General features: G+C 39.9%; 24 protein-coding genes. 1 reads left to right on the forward strand and 23 read right to left on the reverse strand.

Annotated features, from left to right (window positions below; translation table 11 throughout):
* Positions 1 to 10: 10 nt before the first annotated feature.
* The 21 genes from ahrC to ACW0TQ_RS07050 all read right to left on the reverse strand — a co-directional run bounded on the left by ahrC (position 11) and on the right by ACW0TQ_RS07050 (position 15,651).
* A complete protein-coding gene (gene ahrC, locus ACW0TQ_RS06950; RefSeq protein ID WP_040985350.1) occupies positions 11 to 460 on the reverse strand; it encodes a transcriptional regulator AhrC/ArgR in 450 nt (149 codons plus the stop codon).
* 62 nt (positions 461 to 522) lie between these two features.
* The gene (locus tag ACW0TQ_RS06955) at positions 523 to 1,332 is read right to left on the reverse strand and encodes a TlyA family RNA methyltransferase (protein WP_042534693.1); all 810 of its coding nucleotides are present in this window, start codon (positions 1,330 to 1,332) and stop codon (positions 523 to 525) included.
* Positions 1,333 to 1,374: 42 nt separating this feature from the next.
* Positions 1,375 to 2,262, reverse strand: a complete 888-nt coding sequence (locus tag ACW0TQ_RS06960) for a polyprenyl synthetase family protein (protein ID WP_042534696.1) — start codon at positions 2,260 to 2,262, stop codon at positions 1,375 to 1,377.
* 1 nt (position 2,263) lies between these two features.
* Positions 2,264 to 2,506, reverse strand: a complete 243-nt coding sequence (locus ACW0TQ_RS06965) for an exodeoxyribonuclease VII small subunit (protein ID WP_042534698.1) — start codon at positions 2,504 to 2,506, stop codon at positions 2,264 to 2,266.
* The gene (gene xseA, locus ACW0TQ_RS06970; protein WP_042534700.1) at positions 2,484 to 3,854 is read right to left on the reverse strand and encodes an exodeoxyribonuclease VII large subunit; all 1,371 of its coding nucleotides are present in this window, start codon (positions 3,852 to 3,854) and stop codon (positions 2,484 to 2,486) included. The genes ACW0TQ_RS06965 and xseA overlap by 23 nt, the downstream gene beginning before the upstream one ends.
* A complete protein-coding gene (gene folD / locus ACW0TQ_RS06975; protein WP_042534702.1) occupies positions 3,851 to 4,705 on the reverse strand; it encodes a bifunctional methylenetetrahydrofolate dehydrogenase/methenyltetrahydrofolate cyclohydrolase FolD in 855 nt (284 codons plus the stop codon). Before folD ends, xseA begins: the two co-directional genes overlap by 4 nt.
* A gap of 14 nt (positions 4,706 to 4,719) precedes the next feature.
* Positions 4,720 to 5,100 (reverse strand): transcription antitermination factor NusB, encoded by a 381-nt coding sequence (gene nusB, locus ACW0TQ_RS06980; protein WP_042534704.1) that lies wholly within the window; start codon positions 5,098 to 5,100, stop codon positions 4,720 to 4,722.
* 305 nt (positions 5,101 to 5,405) lie between these two features.
* Positions 5,406 to 5,789, reverse strand: a complete 384-nt coding sequence (locus ACW0TQ_RS06985) for an Asp23/Gls24 family envelope stress response protein (RefSeq protein ID WP_042534706.1) — start codon at positions 5,787 to 5,789, stop codon at positions 5,406 to 5,408.
* A gap of 12 nt (positions 5,790 to 5,801) precedes the next feature.
* Positions 5,802 to 7,175, reverse strand: coding sequence for an acetyl-CoA carboxylase biotin carboxylase subunit (accC, locus tag ACW0TQ_RS06990; protein WP_042534708.1), 1,374 nt, complete (start codon positions 7,173 to 7,175; stop codon positions 5,802 to 5,804).
* A 13-nt stretch (positions 7,176 to 7,188) separates the two neighbouring features.
* The gene (accB, locus tag ACW0TQ_RS06995; protein ID WP_042534709.1) at positions 7,189 to 7,680 is read right to left on the reverse strand and encodes an acetyl-CoA carboxylase biotin carboxyl carrier protein; all 492 of its coding nucleotides are present in this window, start codon (positions 7,678 to 7,680) and stop codon (positions 7,189 to 7,191) included.
* Between the two features lie 239 nt (positions 7,681 to 7,919).
* Entirely contained in the window at positions 7,920 to 8,591 is a 672-nt protein-coding gene (locus ACW0TQ_RS07000) for a SpoIIIAH-like family protein (RefSeq protein WP_084612991.1), read from the reverse strand.
* Between the two features lie 13 nt (positions 8,592 to 8,604).
* Positions 8,605 to 9,243 carry a stage III sporulation protein AG gene (spoIIIAG, locus tag ACW0TQ_RS07005; protein WP_042534710.1) on the reverse strand — a complete coding sequence of 213 codons (639 nt, stop codon included), beginning with the start codon at positions 9,241 to 9,243 and terminating at the stop codon, positions 8,605 to 8,607.
* Positions 9,240 to 9,866 carry a stage III sporulation protein AF gene (gene spoIIIAF / locus ACW0TQ_RS07010; RefSeq protein ID WP_226895092.1) on the reverse strand — a complete coding sequence of 209 codons (627 nt, stop codon included), beginning with the start codon at positions 9,864 to 9,866 and terminating at the stop codon, positions 9,240 to 9,242. Before spoIIIAF ends, spoIIIAG begins: the two co-directional genes overlap by 4 nt.
* Positions 9,867 to 9,872: 6 nt before the next feature.
* On the reverse strand, positions 9,873 to 11,042 hold the full coding sequence (gene spoIIIAE / locus ACW0TQ_RS07015) for a stage III sporulation protein AE (protein ID WP_042536313.1): 1,170 nt from the start codon (positions 11,040 to 11,042) through the stop codon (positions 9,873 to 9,875).
* A gap of 79 nt (positions 11,043 to 11,121) precedes the next feature.
* On the reverse strand, positions 11,122 to 11,514 hold the full coding sequence (gene spoIIIAD / locus ACW0TQ_RS07020; RefSeq protein ID WP_042534713.1) for a stage III sporulation protein AD: 393 nt from the start codon (positions 11,512 to 11,514) through the stop codon (positions 11,122 to 11,124).
* An 11-nt stretch (positions 11,515 to 11,525) separates the two neighbouring features.
* Positions 11,526 to 11,726, reverse strand: a complete 201-nt coding sequence (spoIIIAC, locus tag ACW0TQ_RS07025) for a stage III sporulation protein AC (RefSeq protein WP_042534715.1) — start codon at positions 11,724 to 11,726, stop codon at positions 11,526 to 11,528.
* A gap of 33 nt (positions 11,727 to 11,759) precedes the next feature.
* A complete protein-coding gene (gene spoIIIAB / locus ACW0TQ_RS07030) occupies positions 11,760 to 12,272 on the reverse strand; it encodes a stage III sporulation protein SpoIIIAB (protein WP_042534717.1) in 513 nt (170 codons plus the stop codon).
* Entirely contained in the window at positions 12,241 to 13,194 is a 954-nt protein-coding gene (gene spoIIIAA, locus ACW0TQ_RS07035) for a stage III sporulation protein AA (RefSeq protein ID WP_042534718.1), read from the reverse strand. The genes spoIIIAB and spoIIIAA overlap by 32 nt, the downstream gene beginning before the upstream one ends.
* Before the next feature lie 228 nt (positions 13,195 to 13,422).
* A complete protein-coding gene (gene efp / locus ACW0TQ_RS07040; RefSeq protein ID WP_042534720.1) occupies positions 13,423 to 13,980 on the reverse strand; it encodes an elongation factor P in 558 nt (185 codons plus the stop codon).
* Positions 13,981 to 14,001: 21 nt separating this feature from the next.
* A complete protein-coding gene (locus ACW0TQ_RS07045) occupies positions 14,002 to 15,063 on the reverse strand; it encodes a M24 family metallopeptidase (RefSeq protein WP_042534722.1) in 1,062 nt (353 codons plus the stop codon).
* A gap of 81 nt (positions 15,064 to 15,144) precedes the next feature.
* Positions 15,145 to 15,651: a YqhR family membrane protein gene (locus ACW0TQ_RS07050; RefSeq protein WP_042534724.1), complete on the reverse strand. Its 507-nt coding sequence runs from the start codon at positions 15,649 to 15,651 to the stop codon at positions 15,145 to 15,147.
* 284 nt (positions 15,652 to 15,935) lie between these two features.
* On the opposite strand from ACW0TQ_RS07050, the gene ACW0TQ_RS07055 reads away from it, so the two are divergent.
* Positions 15,936 to 16,319, forward strand: coding sequence for an SA1362 family protein (locus tag ACW0TQ_RS07055; RefSeq protein WP_042534726.1), 384 nt, complete (start codon positions 15,936 to 15,938; stop codon positions 16,317 to 16,319).
* Positions 16,320 to 16,465: 146 nt separating this feature from the next.
* On the opposite strand, the gene ACW0TQ_RS07060 is transcribed toward ACW0TQ_RS07055, so the two are convergent.
* Positions 16,466 to 17,356: a patatin-like phospholipase family protein gene (locus ACW0TQ_RS07060; protein WP_042534728.1), complete on the reverse strand. Its 891-nt coding sequence runs from the start codon at positions 17,354 to 17,356 to the stop codon at positions 16,466 to 16,468.
* Positions 17,357 to 17,494: 138 nt separating this feature from the next.
* Entirely contained in the window at positions 17,495 to 17,914 is a 420-nt protein-coding gene (gene mntR, locus ACW0TQ_RS07065) for a transcriptional regulator MntR (RefSeq protein WP_042536314.1), read from the reverse strand.
* Positions 17,915 to 18,481 lie beyond the last annotated feature (567 nt).

Below are 18,481 nucleotides of genomic sequence, written 5' to 3' on the forward strand. Positions count from 1 at the left end.
CTAAATAATTTTAAAGCATTCCAATTAATCGATTTTTGATATCCTCCGCATGTTCAGGTGTCCTGCATATAATTAAACAAGTATCGTCCCCGCAGATGGTTCCCATGATTTCTTCCCAATCCAAATTGTCGATCAAGACGCCGACTGCGTGGGCATTTCCAGGGAGTGTTTTTAAAATAATAAAATGACTTGCATTCTCTATTTTGACAAACGTATCCACAATCAACCGCTGCAGTTTTTGCAGCGGATTAAAACGCTGATCTGCAGGCAGGCTATACTTATATTGACCTGTATTCGTCGGTACCTTTACCAATTGCAGTTCTTTAATATCCCGTGATACGGTAGCCTGTGTGACGTTATAGCCAAGATTTTTTAATGAATCGACAAGCTCATCTTGTGTTTCAATAATGTTTTCTGTGATCAGTTCACGAATTTTAATATGGCGTTGTATTTTACTCACGTATAAACCCTCCTTATAGTGCATACATCTTCTTATAATGTGATATGTCATGTGTTCCAGAATTATTGAGTCAATGCCTGCTGTGCTTCCCTGACAACTTCTTCTAATCCGATTTCTTTTGGCGTTTCTTCATTTCTCCATTTGAAATGTGCCAGAAATTCAATATTGCCTTCTGTTCCTTTAATAGGAGAGTATGTTATATCTACTAAAGTAAATGAAGCCATCGCTGCATAATTTACCACTTTTTCGAGAACCTCCAGATGAATTGCCGGATCTCTGACAATCCCTTTTTCACCAACCTGGTCTCTTAAAGCCTCAAATTGCGGCTTTATTAACGCAATAACATCATTCTTTTCATGCAGTAATGTCGCCAGAACAGGGAATATATGCTTCAGCGAAATAAAAGAAACATCAATAGAAGCAACTTCAGGCAAACCATACTCGAGCGTCTCTGGTGTAACATGTCTGAAGTTTGTCCGTTCCATCTCAATCACACGAGGGTCGTTCCGGAGCTTCCAATCTAATTGATTATAGCCGACATCAATGGCATAGCATTTTTTAGCGCCATTTTTTAAAGCACAATCTGTAAAACCACCTGTCGACGAGCCGATGTCCATAAAAATTTTATCTGAAATAGACACTGAAAATAATTGAAGAGCTTTTTCAAGCTTATAGCCGCCGCGGCCTACATATTTTAAACGTTTATCTTTGATTCGGAGCGGCTTATTGACAGGAACAAGGCTTCCCGGCTTATCCACACGCTCTTCTCCTGAATAAACCAGTCCCGCCATCACCGCACGTTTCGCTTTTTCCATATCTTCCGCCAATTCTCTTTCTACTAATAGCTCAGCAATTTTTTTCTTTTTTTTCATAACCCGTTTCCTTTACATAATATAATGTGTCAACACACGCTTTTAGTGGTCTCTTTCACTAAAGTAATCCGTCAACGCTTTTAAAAGAGAATCTTCTGCGCCGGCTAATTTCAAGTTCTCATATGCTTGTTGAACGTATTTTTCTTTTTGCGCAATTGCACCTTCCAGGCCTAATAATTTAGGGTACGTGCTTTTTTCGTTTAATTCATCGCTGCCTACCCGTTTTCCCAGCTTTTCTTCCTCGCCGGAAACATCCAGGATATCATCCTGCACCTGAAAAATAAGCCCTAAATAATAAGCATATTTCTCTAAATAACGTACCTGCTCTTCTGTTGCATTTGCTAAATACGCTCCTGCAAAAATAGCGAAACGAATCAGTTCTCCTGTTTTCAAGGCATGAATTTCTTCCATGGCTTCTAACGAAACAGATTGTTTCTCTGCTTCCATATCAAGAATCTGTCCGCCGACCATCCCTTTCGGACCGCTGCAGGCAGTTAATTCTCTGGTGAGCGTCACCTTTTCATCTGCAGTAAGCAATGGATCATTTAGAATTAATTCAAAGCTGTAGGTCAACAAGGCATCGCCCGCAAGAATGGCTGTAGCTTCATCAAATTTTTTATGATTCGTTAACATACCGCGCCGGTAATCATCATCATCCATGGCCGGCAAATCATCATGAATGAGTGAATAGGTATGTATCATCTCAAGAGCAATCGCCGATGACATCGCTTTTTGAACATCCTGGCCGTATGCTTCATAGCTGGCAAATAATAAAATAGGACGCAATCTCTTTCCTCCGGCATCTAAGGAATAAAGCATGGACTGTTTTAAATTACCCGGTATTTCCAGCTTGTTAAAACAGCTTGTATACGCTTTTTCGAGCTCCTCCTGATAATACGTTAAATATGCCTGTAATCGTTTATGCGCCATCTTATTTGTCCTCCTCTACTTCAAACGGCTCCAGTTCACCCTGCTCATTTAAAATATGAACCATTTTTTCCTGTACATTGGTTAATTTTTTATTGCATAGCTTAGAGAGCTTCATCCCATCATGATAATACTCAATCGCTTTTTCAAGAGGAACATCGCCTTCCTCCAGTTTATTGACAATAACTTCGAGCTTTTCCATCGCTTGCTCAAAGGTTAATTCATCATATTTCTTTTCTTCCGCCACTCTGATCTACCTCCTTTATCTTTTGTACGTTTGCATGCAGATATCCGTCCTGCAGCCGTACATCGATTGGATCTCCTTCGTTCACATCCTTGATGGATTTAATCACATCACCATCTTGACTATAGCTGATCCCATAACCTCGTGCCATAACAGCAAGCGGGTTAACCAGTGTTAATTTGTTGATAGAAGTCTGTAAGTCGCTTTCTGATTTTGCAAACAGCTGTTTCATGGATCGGTTTAACTCCGCCAGCAATTTACTATTTTTATCTGCTGCTGTTTTTATTTCCTGCTCCGGATGCTGTGTATCCAGCCTCTGTTTAAGATGCGTGTAACGAAGCTGCTTCTGTTCCATTCTTGCTTTTAACGACTTGTTTAATGAATCCAGCATCGAATCCAGTTCTTGTTCTTTTTGGGCAATCAGCTGTTTCGGGTATTTAAATGCATAGGTTTGGCTTAATGATTCCAATCGTTTACGATGCATTTGTATATCTGTACGCATCACCTGTGACAGACGCTGCGCTAAATACGATACTTTATCAAGCTGTTCCTTTTGCGAAGGGACAGCTAACTCAGCTGCTCCTGTCGGCGTCGGCGCACGTAAATCAGATACAAAATCAGCAATTGTTGTATCTGTTTCATGCCCCACAGCAGAAATAACAGGAATCTCCGATGCATAAATCGCTCGTGCCACTGCTTCTTCGTTAAAGCTCCACAACTCCTCAATCGACCCGCCACCGCGGCCGACAATCAAAACGTCATACTCCTCTGGAAAAGCATTCGCATATTGAATCTTTTTCACAATGGAACTGGTCGCCTGCGGACCCTGCACAGATACCGGCAGCACTGTAATCTTCACAGAAGGTGCTCTTCTTTCAATCGTTGTCACAATATCACGGACAGCTGCCCCGGTTGGAGATGTAATGACGCCGACATGATTCGGGTAAGCAGGAATCTTTTTTTTCTGGTCATCAAGAAATAAGCCTTCTGTTTGCAATTTTTCTTTCAATTGCTCAAAAGCCTGATACAACGCCCCGATGCCGTCTGGCTCCATGTCACGGATATAAAGCTGATATTGCCCGCTTGCTTCATAGACACTTACCTCTCCCCGAATAAGCACACTCATGCCATTTTCCGGACGAAAAACAAGCCTGCTGTTATTCGAAGAGAACATCACTGCCTGGATACGGGCATTATCATCCTTAATGGTCATATACATGTGTCCGCGGCTATGGTGTTTAAAGTTAGATATTTCCCCTCGCAGCCAAACCTGTCGCAGATGGGGGTCTGTATCTATCTTACGCTTCACATACCTGGTTAGTGCAGTAACCGTCAGATAATTATCTTTCACTTTTCAGACAGTCCTTTAGCAGCCTTGATGGTATTTTTTAAAAGCATTGTAATCGTCATCGGACCGACACCGCGGGGAACTGGTGTAATATAAGATGCTTTTTCCTTCGCACTTTCAAATTCCACGTCACCAGTCAGCTTGCCATTGTCCATGCGGTTAATACCAACATCGATAACTACTGCTCCTTCTTTCACATAGCTTCCGTCAACAGCATGCTCTCTGCCCATGGCAACTACTAAAATATCTGCTTCCAACGCAAGTTCACGAAGGTTCTGCGTACGGGAATGACAATATGTAACTGTCGCATTTCTCTCTAACAGCAATAATCCCATCGGTTTTCCGACAATATTGCTGCGTCCGATAATCACAGCGCGCTTCCCTTCTATTTCAATATTTTTAGATTCAAGCATCGTCAGAATCCCATAAGGAGTACAAGGCAAAAAGGTTTCTTCTCCATTTACAAGCTTTCCAATGTTGACCGGGTGAAAACCATCTACGTCTTTTAAAGGAGAAATAGCGTGGATGACCTTTTGTTCGTCAATATGATCAGGCAATGGCAATTGAACAAGAATACCATGTACATCCTTATCATTATTCTGCCCTTCAATCACTTGTAACAGCTCCTGCTCGGAAACCGATTCCGGCAGCTCAATTAAGTTGGACGAGATCCCCGTGAAATCACATGCTTTTTCTTTCCCTTTCACATAAGATTTAGACGCAGGATTATCTCCTACCAGAATAACCGTTAAATGCGGGTGGATATTCTGTTGCTTTAAAATCTCTACTTCATGTTTCATTTCTTCTTTTAACTCATCTGACAGCTCTCTTCCGTTTAATAACTCTGCAGTCATGATCAATTCCCTCCTTATGAAATAACCTTTGATAAGACACCATTAATGAATTTACCGGATTGTTCATCTCCAAATGTATGCGCCAGCTCTACCGCTTCATTGATAGTTACATTTTGGGGGATATCCTCCATGTATAATAATTCATAAACAGCAAGTCTTAAAATAGTGCGTTCTACAGATGCAACTCGCTCGAGCGACCATTTTTCCAGGTTCTCCGATATTTTTAAATCAATTGTTTCTTTATACGTAATTACGCCTTCAATCAACATAGACAGAAATACGTCTTTCCGCTCTTCTTCCTTCAATGATTCCATTGCTAAACTTACCTCATCTTCATTCATATCTAACTGAAAAAGCGTCTGAAACGCTTTTTCTCTAGCTTTATGTCGATTCATCACACGTCTCCTTCTACATTCTTTCATTTACTGTTAAAATCATAACACGTTTCCCTTATTTTTGGCTAGGATACCGTATGCCCGCTTTTTTAAGAAAAATAAAAAAGAATTTACAAAGCTGAAGCCTTTTTTGCCAATTTATCAAAAAGAAAAACACAGGTCATTTGCCTGTGCTTCTCTTTGTTTTAAAACGTATATTCATACATCTGTCTTTATTTTTATTTTTTGAGGCATGAGTCATAAGGTATGTTCAAAAAATAACTAAATCTTTCCGCTTCTCATTTGAACATTTATTGTACTTGTATTTATACAATTTCCTGATTATCCATTTGAATACCTGCTACATGAACATTAACTTCTTCCACCTGGATAGAAGTCATGGTTTGAATATTATGCTTAATATTCGTCTGCAGCTTGGCAGCAACCTTTGGAATCGATTTTCCAAATTTAAGGATTACATAAATATCAATAATAGCACCATTATCCGTTAATTCTACGCGGACCCCTTTACCGTGGGATTTTTTGCCAAATTTCTCCGCAACACCCGTTGCAAAGCTGCCGTGCATTGATTTTACCCCATCTACTTCCGTTGCAGCAAGTCCTGCGATAACTTCAAGGACTTCCGGTACAATCTGTACACTGCCTAAGCTATCATCTTCAAGTATCTCTAATAATAGTTGATCACTCATTGCCTTCACTCCTTATTTGCTATCCTCATCTTCCTTTTCTTCGATGATTGGATATTCAGTTAAGAAATTCGTATTGAAGTCTCCCTCTTTAAACACAGGATGGCTCATGATTTGATATTGGAATGGAATGGTTGTATGCACTCCTTCAACAACAAACTCTTCCAAAGCACGCTTCATACGTTCTACGGCTTCATTTCTGGTGGAAGCATAAACGATAAGCTTCGCGATCATGGAATCGTAATATGGTGGAATTCTATATCCGCTGTAGGCGCCGGAGTCCACACGAACTCCAAGTCCACCAGGCGGCAGATACATTTCAATCTCCCCTGCGGAAGGCATAAAATTCTTATATGGATTTTCCGCATTAATACGGCATTCGATTGCATGTCCCTCAAATGTAATATCTTCTTGGGTAAACGCAAGCTCCTGACCGTCTGCAATTCGAATTTGTTCTTTAATCAGATCCACTCCGGTAACCATTTCTGTTACAGGATGCTCTACTTGAATACGGGTATTCATCTCCATAAAGTAAAATGCTTCCGATTGTCTGTCAAAAATGTATTCAATCGTTCCTGCACCGACATAATCCACGGCTTGAGCAGCTTTTACAGAAGCATCTCCCATCCGTTCTCTCAGTGTTTCATTGATTGCAGGGGAAGGTGATTCCTCCACTAATTTCTGCAGACGGCGCTGGATGGAGCAATCTCTTTCTCCAAGATGAACAACATTTCCATGCGTATCAGCCAGTATTTGAATTTCTACATGTCTAAAGTCTTCGATATATTTTTCAATATAGACACCTGGATTTCCAAAGGCGGTTTCCGCTTCCTTTTGTGTTAATTCCATTCCTTTTATTAGCTCTTCTTCGGAGCGGGCCACGCGGATTCCTTTTCCGCCGCCCCCGGCAGTTGCTTTAATGATAACAGGATAGCCTATTTCCAAAGCAATTTCTTTTGCATGCTCTACCCCTTCAACAATTCCTTCTGAACCAGGTACAACCGGTACATCAGCAGATTTCATTGTTTCCTTGGCGACATCCTTAATTCCCATTTTTTGAATGGCTTCTGGTGTCGGACCGACGAAGATTACATTGCATGCTCTGCAAATCTCTGCAAAGTCAGCATTCTCTGCTAAAAATCCATACCCCGGGTGTATCGCATCAGCCTCTGTCGACAATGCAACACTCATAATATTAGTTATGTTTAAATAACTGTCTTTACTCAGTTTTGGTCCAACGCAATATGCTTCATCCGCCAGCTCCACATGTAATGACTCTTCATCCGCTTCAGAATATATTGCAACTGTCTCTATGCCCATCTCCTTGCAGGCACGGATAATTCGGACAGCTATTTCTCCACGATTGGCAACTAATAGCTTTTTAATCAATTATTCCATCCCCTTACTTCTTCTTTACTCTAAATAATGGCTGACCATATTCTACAAGCTCGCCATTTTCAGCTAAAACTTCCACAATCTCTCCATTGGTTTCCGCTTCAATCTCATTAAATAATTTCATCGCTTCCACAATACATACGACTGTATTTGTATCTACTGTGCTTCCTTTTGTCACAAAAGGATCGCTGTCTGGAGAAGAAGAAGTATAAAATGTCCCGACCATCGGGGAAACAATCTCATAATCATAATCCGCTGAAGCCTGCGGCATTTCCTCTGCTTTTATATTTGGCTGTGTGTTTACTTCAGGCTCTGGTTCTTGAACTGCCGGAGCTTGAGGTTCTGCTGCGGCTTGAGACTGTGATTGAACGGTAGTAGTAACAGACCCTGTATTTTTTTTCATAGCTATGACTGCACCGTTCGCCTCATAAGAAAATTCGGTTAATGATGATTTATCGACCATTTGAATAATTTCTCTAATTTCATCTACTTGTAACATATTGGCACTCCTCATTTCGATTGTTATCTTTTTATAATTTCATGCTGGCTGTTTCATTACCTTCTAATATATTACGATAGAATGAACAAAAACATCAAGTCTACCGTAATCAAATCTGTATTAACTGGATGAAAAGCTGTTTTTATTATTATAACAGTTAATGCCTGTTAATGTTGGGATAAACTTGTTTTTTACATTTGTAAAGCCAGCAGCCCAAGGCGGGCTGCTGGCTTGTTGTTTTACTCTTCCGTTTCGGTTGTGTCTTCTGATTCTTCTCCTTCTTGGACTTCTCCCGTTTCTTCTGTCTCTTCTGTTTCGGCTGCTTCTTCTGTTTCCGTTGTATCTTCCATGTCTGTCGTTTCAGCAGTTGGCTGGAAATTAACTTCTGCTTTGACATCTTCTCCAAATTCATCACGGGCCATTTGCATGATATTCGCTGCTTCTGTTACAGGCAATTCTTCGGTTTTTACATGGATATGAACTTTTCCATTATTGGAACGGACAAGTACATCCTCATATTCCGTAGAAGCCAGCAGCTGCTCCTGAAGAATCAATTCTTTCGTTTCTAATTCCTCTAAGCCATCTATTTCTTGCAATGCTTCATCTTTTTCAGTAGCTGATGCATTAGCAGAAGCCACTACATCCGTTAACTGGCTTTTCTTCCGGCTGCGTTCATCCTGGATTTCCATACGGATGGTTGTAAACAATTCATCGCTGTCTACATTTTCTATATTATCCACTTCAATTCCTTCCTCAGATTGGGTTGCAGGAACCACATCCTCTGAAGCTGCGTCCTGCCCATCGTCCACAAAAGCTAAATCATTCCCATTTGCTGAAAAGATATAATAGACACTTAAAACAACCATCAAGCTTAACATCGTGAGTAACCATACTGTTTGTTTTTTTAACATACATTCTACCTCCTTAATTTTTAGGCATCACTGAGATTTTATGTGAAGGGACATCTAATACTCTGGATACTGCTTCAATGACTTGACTTTTCATCGATTGACTTTCCATGCCTTGTGCTACAATAAATACGCCCCGTACTTCCGGCTGTTTGGTTTGTACCAATAAAGGTGTTTCCTGATCGCCCTGACGATAAAGCACGACCTGATGATCATCCGTCTGATCCTCAACCACTCTAGAACCTCCGTTACGATCCGTTTCGTCTGTCGTCTGTTTACCTGTTGTTCTATTTTTTTCATAGACCTGCTCACTTGTTGCTTCTAAATTGATCATTACTTCTGTTTCTGAAACACCATCCATCTGATTCAGCATGCTGGATAATTGTTCGCCTAACTCATTCTCCAGGTCTTCTACTTCACCACCTGCCGATTCTGAAGCCGCTTCTTCCGAAATTTCCAGCTGTGAATCGTCATAAGGCACGGGCTGAACCTCCTCTTCCGGTTTTAATACATTACTGATAATCATAAATAAAATTCCCACCAGTCCTAAAATAACAATAAATCCTATTTTTTTAGACGGCTGCTTTTTTTCTTTCCCCGAAGCTTGTTCGCTATCCGTGGTCTGTTTTAAAAAGTGAGTCAGTTTATTTTTCAAAATCCCTCTCCTTCCCAATAGACCGTTATTTCTTTATCCTCAATTTCCCAAATTTCTTTTAAACTGGCCTCCATCTCTTGTAATGGCTCTTCCGAATGCGTTTCCTCCTCATTGCCCCATTCAATAACCACATCTTCAACCGTGTTCATCGCTCCTTCCCCTGGTTCTGATTCTGTTATATAAACAATGACCTCTGTCAGCTCCTCGTAGGATACGGAGTCCATTACAGAAAATTGGAAATCAATAGAGGCAATCTCTGCGTTAAATTCCTCTTTTAATGGTTCTGCCGCTATTTTTTCCAATTCAATAGCCATTTGTTCTAAAATATATGCATCTTGTCCACTTTCTATTTCTTTTTTTTCTAAATCTATTTGATTTTCTATCGAAGGCTGTCCTTGAAACTGACTTTCTATTTTGTTCATTGAGCTTGATATAGCAGTATTTATATCCGTATTAAACAAATAAAAAACAGGTTGAAGCAGAATCAAAATCAAGATTAAACTAATCGCCAGCCGCACATATTTTTGCAGATGATTTGCCGGCACAAGCAAATCGATTACGGAGGCCAGAATGATAAATAAAATAATCTGTGTCACCCAGTCTGTAAATATTTCGATTCTCATCAACCCCTATCTTAGTAAGACGGTTAAATTACTTGCTGCGACAATGATGACAATCCCAAGAAAGAACATCAGGGAGACTGCCAGCAAACAGGCTAAGATAAATAAAATATACGTGCTTACTGTATTTAAGCATTGCACGATCGGGCCCCCGCCAATCGGCTGTAATATTGCTGCCGCCAGTTTATAAATTATTGCAATGACTCCCACTTTCAAAGCCGGGAAAGCGACAATAAACAAAATAATAAACAGGCCAATCATGCCGACAGCATTTTTTAAAATGAGGGAGGCACTAAGAATGGTATCCGCAGCATCGGTAAATGTCCGTCCTAATACCGGTATAAAATTTCCTGTTACAAATTTAGCTGTTTTCATTGCTACTCCGTCTTGGATTGCTGTCGCAGTCCCCTGAACAGAAATAACCCCCAGGAAAATAGTTAAAAAAATTCCCAGACTGCCTACAGCAACGTTTCTAAAGAGATTGGCCAAATGCGTTACTTTAAAATGACTATTTAAACTGCTGATAATAATCAGCATGGCGGAAAGAAATAATAAAGGTAAAACAAAGGCTGAAATAAATACACCGCTAAAATGAATAAAGAATATAATAATCGGGTGAAAGAAAGAAACAGAAATCACATTGCCAAAGCTCGCCATCATTCCCAATACCAGAGGCAGCAGTGCAATCATAAAGCTTTGCATCGTATCAATCGCATCTTTTGTATATGAAGTTGCCAGATAAAAACTATTCAGTACGATAAACAACAGGACTAAAAAAACCACAAAATAAGCAACCTTGCTGACGGTTGTCTGCTCAAATGCAGATTGAATCGACTGGAGCACAACAGCAAATAAGGTCAGCATTAAAAGAGTCCCTAAAAGTTTTCCGTTGATAATCAGCTCATGGAGGAGGTAGCGCAAAAAATGCATCAGAATATCTTGAATGGAGAAGCTGTTTCCATTTTTAATCCATTCATAGATACTGATTTTTTGTAAATCAGGTAAGTTATCTCCGTACTCCATGATCAGCTGGTCCCAATAGGATTGAATTTCATCCAGTGAAATCTCATCTAATAAAGAGTTTTGAAGGGTTTCCTCCTCCTCTTCGGTCATTGGAGCATCCTCAGCTTGGACAACTGCTGAATTTCCTTGGCTAATAACAAGAGCGATAAATAGCATACATAGTATTCGGAGTAAGTTGACAGGTCTTTTAGACAATCTGGATACTCCCTTTCCCGGCTTCATTTTCTTTCGCCAATCAAACATTAGGGATAAAACCGATAATCGCTTCGATTACCGCAGTAATAATTGGAACAGCAAGCAGTAAAATAAATATTTTTCCTGCTAATTCAATGTATTTGGATACAGAATTCAGACCGGCGTCCTTCGTCAGATGAGCTCCGATTTCAGCAATATAAGAAATACCGATAATTTTTAAAATCGTTGTTAAATAAAGTCCTTGCACATTCGCCTGGTCGCCCAGCTTCCGAATGGTTTCAAATATTAATTGGACTTGCTGAATGATGGAGAAAAAGATAACAATACCCGTAATAAGAATAATTAAAAAAGCAAGCGAAGGCTGTACCTCTTTTACCAGGATATATAATATACTTGCGAGTACACCTAAAATCGTAATCTGGAGAATATCCATATCCAATCTCCTTAAAATAGAAATACAGATCTGATTTGCTGAAATAAATCTGAGAGTCCGTTCACCACGATGAGCAGAACAAGTATAAAGCCGATCAACGTAGCAAATTGGGCAATTTCTTCCTTGCCCATCTGTTTTAAAATCGTATGGATAAGCGCTACAATTATGCCTATACCAGCAATCTGAAATAGTATCAATGCATCCACAAACATGTACTTGCTCCTTCCCTGATGCCACTCATTTCATTACATAAACAATAGTGCCAGAAAGATACCGCACAGAAGTCCCAGCACGTTTGACAGCTTTCCATACGTTTGAAAACGTTCTGTGGCATTTTTCCACTGCTCTTCTAAATAGAGATTGGTTAATTTTATATGTTTTTTCTGCTGCTCAATATCATGCTGTCCCAGTGTTCTGCCAAACTGAAGCAATATCTCCAGATCGCTTTTTTGCAACGCAGATTGTCCAATTAACCTTTGCGCACATTCTTCCCATATCTCATCAAAATCTTTTTCTTTATTTTCCAGCTCCTCAGCCAGCTCCTGATAAAATAAAGCAGTCGGACCCTGCAGTTTCTTACTGATTAGTTGAAATGCTTCTTGTAATGGGACCTGGCTGTATACCATTTCCGCCTCTAAAATCTGAAGCGACTGCAATAATAATTGAATATGCTTGGGCCGCTGTTTTAATGATCTTCCCCATTCCCAGCCAAGTACTGTAGACATACTAATTAAAAGCAGCACGCCAATCCACTTCACCTTCACCACCTCTTTGCTTAAAACTGATCGGATTCCCGTCTTTGTCAAAGGCACAAGCTAGCTTTCCGATTTTTTTTCCCTGCCCTAACAGCAGGTAACGCTCAAAAATTAATTCCTGAACTATTTTTTGCATAATAGGGCGGCGGTATAAATCAGCCATATCTCCTGCATGCACTGTACAAATAACCTTCACACCTGCCTGGGATGCTTCGATAATCGCCTCCACATCCTTTTCTGTGCCAATCTCATCGACAATCAGAATATCGGGAGATAACGTACGAATCGCCATCATCATCCCTTCTGCTTTCGGACAGGCATCTAACACATCCGTTCTCATCCCTATATCATGCTGCGGAACACCGCGGATGGATGCTGCTATTTCGGAACGCTCGTCCACGATGGTTACTTTTTTAGAGCGGCCCGTAGCAGATTGACTGGCTATTTGCCTGCAGATATCGCGTATTACCGTTGTTTTTCCAGATTGCGGTGCTCCAAGAATCATAGTGTGATGGTATATCCCATCATAGATATAAGGCATCAGCATATCTGCACAGCCTTTTTTTTGCTTGGCAATACGAATATTAAAAAATGAAACAGGCTGAATCGCTTTTACTTTTTGATCCGCTGTTATAATACCTCCTGCAATACCGACACGATGGCCGCCCTCAATGGTTATAAACCCATTACGCAGCTCTTCTTCCAGCCGATACAGCGAATATTCACTCAGCTGGTTCAGAATAAAAACAGCTTCTTTCTTATGTGGCAACGGCTCGTCCAGCCAGCAAACAGCTGAGTCGAAAATAAATTCTATTTTTTGATGAATACGTACTCGAATTTCTTGAAGCTGTGACCAGCGATGACCTATAAGACCGTCTATCCGGTCCTGAAAAGATGGCGGAAAAAGTCGTAAAATCTCATTCATTCTAAAACCCCGCTTTTTGAAAATACAAAATCAGCTTGTTTTACTTAGAGATATATGTTTTTAAAATGAAATTATGCCCTGAGAGCTTTTTCTTTATTGAAAGGTTTGAAAGAGGGAGGAGTGATAACAAAGGGATTTCAAAAAATAGCTGAAGCCCGTCATTTATTTTTTTACATAAAAAAACAAGCAGTCTGCCGAAGATTCAGCAAACTGCTTGTGTTTATTAAATTATGCTCTGGAAACATATTTCCCATCCGCAGTATTAATAACGAGCACATCTCCTTCGTTAACAAAGAAAGGAACTTGTACAATATGTCCGGTTTCTAACGTAGCCGGTTTGGAACCTCCGCTCGCTGTGTCCCCTTTAATTCCAGGCTCTGTTTCTGTTACCGTAAGCTCTACGTTATTTGGAAGATCTACTCCGATAATTTCACCCTGATAGGTGACCACAGAAACTTCCATGTTTTCTTTAATAAATTTCAATTGATCTTTAATTTGACTTTCTGGAATTTCAATTTGTTCATATGACGCTGTATCCATAAATGCATGCGCATCGCCAGAAGCATATAAATACTGCATTTTGTTATTTTCAATATGCGCCTTTTCTACCTTTTCGCCGCCGCGGAACGTTTTTTCTTGAATATTTCCATTACGTAAATTACGGAGTTTTGAACGTACAAACGCCGCTCCCTTTCCTGGTTTTACGTGCTGGAATTCAATAACCTGCCAAATATCATTGTCTACTTCAATAGTTAAACCTGTTTTAAAATCATTTACTGAAATCATATTTTTTCCTCCTGTACCCTTTTATAATTGGATTAATTCTTTGGGAGCAAAGGTCAATCGCTCATTGCCGTCTTTTGTAATAACGATATCGTCCTCAATGCGGCAGCCGCCTACCCCTGGAACATAAATACCCGGCTCTACCGTTACGACCATGCCCGGTTCTAATATTGCTTCAGAACGAGTCGACAATCCTGGGCTCTCATGAACTTCCATTCCCACTGCATGACCTGTCGAATGACCGAAACGATCGCCATATCCTTTTTCCGTAATGTAATCTCTGGTCAAAGCATCTGCCTCTTTCCCGCTCATGCCAGCTTTTGTTCCTTTAACTCCACGAAGATTCGCCTCTAATACTATATCATAAATTTCACGCAGCGCCGCAGAAATTTCTCCAACAGCTACCGTTCTTGTGATATCAGAGCAATACCCTTCATATAATGCACCATAATCCAGTGTCACCAGTTCGCCCTCTGCCATTTGTTTATCAGATGCCACCCCATGCGGCAGAGCAGAACGTAAGCCGGACGCTACAATGGTATCAAAGCTGGAAGAAGTCGCTCCCTGTCTGCGCATAAAGAACTCTAATTCATTCGAGATATCGATTTCCTTCACTCCAGGCTCGATAAATGATTGAATATGCGCAAATGCGTCATCTGCAATTTTCGCAGCCTTTTTCATAATTTCCAGCTCATCAGGGGTTTTAATCATCCGTAGTGCCTCAACAATTCCTTCTACAGGAATCAACTCTTGAGAAAATTGATTTTGATATGTTTCAAATTGACTGTAAGTCGTATAATTTTTCTCAAAAGCCAGCCTCTTTACACCAAGCTTGTCGATTTGGTTCGCAATTTCCTGAATCATTCCTTGTTTATGCTCTATAATTTCAAATGCTGCCGCTTGTTCAGCAGCCTGCTCTGTATAACGAAAATCTGTAATAAATAGAGCCTTATCTGCAGTAATCAATGCTGTTCCAGCTGTGCCAGTAAAATTAGTCAGGTAACGTCTGTTATACGGACTGTCAATAATTATGGCGTCTGCTTTGTTTTCTTCCAGTTTTTCACGTAAGCGGTCCAATTTCGTCAAAAGGTTTCATCCTCTCCAAAATCTCAAGTATCATAAGTATTTTATCATATATAGATGCGTTTGAATAATCACAGAAAAATCCTAGCTTTTCTTTATGATGTCTTCGGTTTGCTGCGAATCCATATAATCATAGGAGATGGAATAGCCAATAAATGTGCCATATAAAATAAATAAGCAGATGGTTGTTATCCAGGTGTTCAAATTCCATTCCGTCACAGCAGGAATATCGTTAAATATGGGACGGAATAAAAGGAATATAAGAGCCCATAAGACAAAGCCGTATATAACTCCCACCCACATATACTTTATTTTTCTGAAAATCATATAATATACAAACGCGGTGAGCAGAGAAACTACCCCAGCCAGAATCGTTGTAAAGAAGATACCGAGCCACGTGTTTGTCCATCCTTCTGATACCCAGGAAGTCAGCAGATAAAACTTTGGTGCGACCTCCAAAAAATTAAAGTAATACATTACACTTGCAAGTAAACTGAATACAACCCCGCCTACAAATCCTGTGTACATCGATTTTTTTAATACAGATTCCTCATTATCATTTATTTGTTGTTTTTTTGATAAGCGCCTCATTAATAAACACCTCCACTCTCTAGTATGACCAAATCATGAAACTCGTATGAAGAAATAATCTTTCTGTTAATCTGCGGGAATATTTTTTATGAAAGAGGGAATAATTAATTAACAAGCAAACAGTTTCCACAGGATAACGTGATTTCTGTCCAGCCTTCGAGTATCTCGGATAATCATCCGACCGATATATATTAGCGGATTGGCAGAAGCTCCTTCACAGGCATCCTGCAGCATGATATGGTAAAATAGAAGTATAAATAATGTGTGAGAAAGGAGGATTTCAATTGAGAAATAAAGCAGTATCTATTTTTGTTTATTTGATTATTGCTTTTGCAGCTTTCGGTTTATTTACACAGCTATTTGGAAATACCGTTGCATTTCTTTCAAGACTATTGATTTCTATCGGGATAGGGGCAGCTATTTTTGGATTGGTTTATTTCTTTCTCATACGCAATAGGCAGCCTTCCGGACGACAGCGTGACAACATGAAAAAATATAAGCAGGCAGTAAAACAATCTAAATCCAAGTACGGTCATAAACAGGCTGTGAAATCGGCTGGTTCCAGCTATCAGAAAGCAAACCAAAAGAAAAGAAATCCTAAAAGAGCAAGTCATTTGCGTGTTATCGAAGGAAATAAAGCGAAGAAAAAGAACCGTGTTTCTTCTTAGAAATAAATTATTATAGAGCAGACCCTTGCAGGAGCTTAGATTCTAAGCTCCTTTTTTATATTCTCCCATTTCCCACAATAAAGCGCGTTCGAATATTATCCCATTCGAACGCGCTTTATCCATTACGTACCTCTGAAAAATAATAATTAACCACTCCATTTACGCAAAAATTTTTCACTGGATTCTTTTCCAATCCGACGCAGCTTCTCTCTGTTCTCCTCTGTTATATTAAAATTCATGGAATTCTGTTCAGGGGTGGGGACAAAAATAATATGATCTGCTTGATGCTTGGAAATATATCGGTTATCATGCGCCTGCTTCATTGTTGTGAAAAGGGAAGGAAACATATTGAGCGCATTTCGAATCTGACGCGGCTCTACAGATGTGGAAGAATCTGTTAACTTTACACCGATGACAGGACGTACCTGCTTCTCTTCTGCTTCTGAAAAAATCCACAATGGAAAATTGCTAAGCAATCCCCCATCTACGATAATGCTTTTTTGCTTATTTTTACCCTGTATGGATTTCGGCATAAAAAAATAAGGAAACCCGGCGCTCATCCGAATAGCGGCGGCTACCGAAAACGTATCTGGACGAATGCCATAAACTCTTTCTAAATCATCTGGGATTACAACCAATTTACCAAGCGATAAATCACTGACAACTACCTTTAACACACCTGGTTTTAAATCGCCAAACCGATATATATTCCGCTTGGATAATGCATCTCCCAGCCATGCTTCCAGCTTCTCCCCTTTATATAATCCTAATTGAAAATACAGAAATAACCACTTTGTAGCCGGCAATAATTTGGATAACAGCGGCGGATCAGCTAAACTCTGAACATCCAATGTTTTCATTAATTCTTTAATATCCTTAGAATGATAACCTGCTGCCAAAAGCCCGGCTATAATAGCTCCTGCAGAAGTTCCAGCTGCACGCTCCACCTGCAAATTTTTCTCCTCCCAGGCTTCCAACACGCCGACATATGCAAACCCCTTCACTCCCCCGCCAGAAAATACAGCATCAATTTTCATGACATCGCTCCATCCCTTATAGGTGCTTATTGATTTATACGTCTATCAGCTTGTTTATTATGCTTTTTCGCACCTGAAGATGAAGAAATGACCAGTTAAACCGCATCAAAAAAACCAGTCATTCCTGAGAATAACCGGTTACGTTTTATTAACTTCATTTATTTTTTGCAGATCTTTTCTCCGCTGTTCATCTTCTTTAAAATAAGCAACCACATCTGCTATCCTGTCAATCGAATTCCAGCTGAGATGATGCTCTATACCTTCTACATCATTATATATATGTTCTTCGTCCACTCCGATTAACTCCAGAAAATTTTCTAACAGATCATGTCTGAAGACAAGCCGTTCACCGATTTTCTTCCCCTTCGATGTCAGTACAAAACCGCGGTATTTTTCATAATCTAAATAATTATCCTTGTCCAATTTCTGGACCATCTTTGTCACAGAGGACGGGTGCACTTCTAATGCTTCTGCAATCGATGAAACCCTGGCATAGCCCTTTGCTTCAATTAAATTATAAATAATTTCAATATAGTCTTCCATGCTCGGTGTAGGCATAAAAAAGCTCCTTTCTATGTTTTGCCACAGAGAAACGTGAACACCTTCAATAAGAACGTTAATTTTTTTTATCAAAGGAAACTTTTTTTCTAATTTAATAATAGCTGATTTCCTTATAAAACTCAAGTTATTATCCTTTATTTGTATATTCACTTCCGCTTGCATCCTTTGCAGCAGGCAATAAGAAAAAAACAGGACTTCACTTGTTCTTTAAAACATCCGTTTTCTTGCCAAGGAGATGTCCGCTCCGGGAAGTCGCTTTCCGCGGGGTCTTCACCTGTTGCTTTTCCCGCAGAAATCGGCTTCCTTTCGCTCCCATCAAAGAAGAATTATGTTTTATTAGCTTTTTTACAAAGAAATAATCCAAATTCTAGCGACGCTTTTGGATGGGCAAGTAACCGCAATTCCAGTCCCAACTATAGCTCTGTCTGCGCTTATCGCTAAGTCTTCTTTAAAGAAAATGAGCTCAGGCCCAACGGAAGGCGAAGTGTATTTCTGTGGCCTAAGATTATTTCCCCCATGAAACCCGTTTGAACGGCTATTTTCAGCTTTTTTATTAACATTCTT

It is taken from the genome of Oceanobacillus sp. M60 (genome assembly GCF_053839645.1).

What these genes read in the sequence shown, in the direction of transcription:
- spoIIIAA (WP_042534718.1), bottom strand. Translation starts at nt 13,194, where the DNA reads ATGAATGAGATTTTACGACTTTTTCCGCCATCTTTTCAGGACCGGATA.
- spoIIIAD (WP_042534713.1), bottom strand. Translation starts at nt 11,514, where the DNA reads ATGGATATTCTCCAGATTACGATTTTAGGTGTACTCGCAAGTATATTA.
- ACW0TQ_RS06955 (WP_042534693.1), bottom strand. Translation starts at nt 1,332, where the DNA reads ATGAAAAAAAAGAAAAAAATTGCTGAGCTATTAGTAGAAAGAGAATTG.
- folD (WP_042534702.1), bottom strand. Translation starts at nt 4,705, where the DNA reads ATGACTGCAGAGTTATTAAACGGAAGAGAGCTGTCAGATGAGTTAAAA.
- ACW0TQ_RS07000 (WP_084612991.1), bottom strand. Translation starts at nt 8,591, where the DNA reads ATGTTAAAAAAACAAACAGTATGGTTACTCACGATGTTAAGCTTGATG.
- ACW0TQ_RS07060 (WP_042534728.1), bottom strand. Translation starts at nt 17,356, where the DNA reads ATGAAAATTGATGCTGTATTTTCTGGCGGGGGAGTGAAGGGGTTTGCA.
- accB (WP_042534709.1), bottom strand. Translation starts at nt 7,680, where the DNA reads ATGTTACAAGTAGATGAAATTAGAGAAATTATTCAAATGGTCGATAAA.
- efp (WP_042534720.1), bottom strand. Translation starts at nt 13,980, where the DNA reads ATGATTTCAGTAAATGATTTTAAAACAGGTTTAACTATTGAAGTAGAC.
- nusB (WP_042534704.1), bottom strand. Translation starts at nt 5,100, where the DNA reads ATGAATCGACATAAAGCTAGAGAAAAAGCGTTTCAGACGCTTTTTCAG.
- spoIIIAF (WP_226895092.1), bottom strand. Translation starts at nt 9,866, where the DNA reads ATGAGAATCGAAATATTTACAGACTGGGTGACACAGATTATTTTATTT.
- ACW0TQ_RS07050 (WP_042534724.1), bottom strand. Translation starts at nt 15,651, where the DNA reads ATGAGGCGCTTATCAAAAAAACAACAAATAAATGATAATGAGGAATCT.
- ACW0TQ_RS06960 (WP_042534696.1), bottom strand. Translation starts at nt 2,262, where the DNA reads ATGGCGCATAAACGATTACAGGCATATTTAACGTATTATCAGGAGGAG.
- ACW0TQ_RS06985 (WP_042534706.1), bottom strand. Translation starts at nt 5,789, where the DNA reads ATGAGTGATCAACTATTATTAGAGATACTTGAAGATGATAGCTTAGGC.
- mntR (WP_042536314.1), bottom strand. Translation starts at nt 17,914, where the DNA reads ATGCCTACACCGAGCATGGAAGACTATATTGAAATTATTTATAATTTA.
- spoIIIAE (WP_042536313.1), bottom strand. Translation starts at nt 11,042, where the DNA reads ATGCTATTTATCGCTCTTGTTATTAGCCAAGGAAATTCAGCAGTTGTC.
- spoIIIAC (WP_042534715.1), bottom strand. Translation starts at nt 11,726, where the DNA reads ATGTTTGTGGATGCATTGATACTATTTCAGATTGCTGGTATAGGCATA.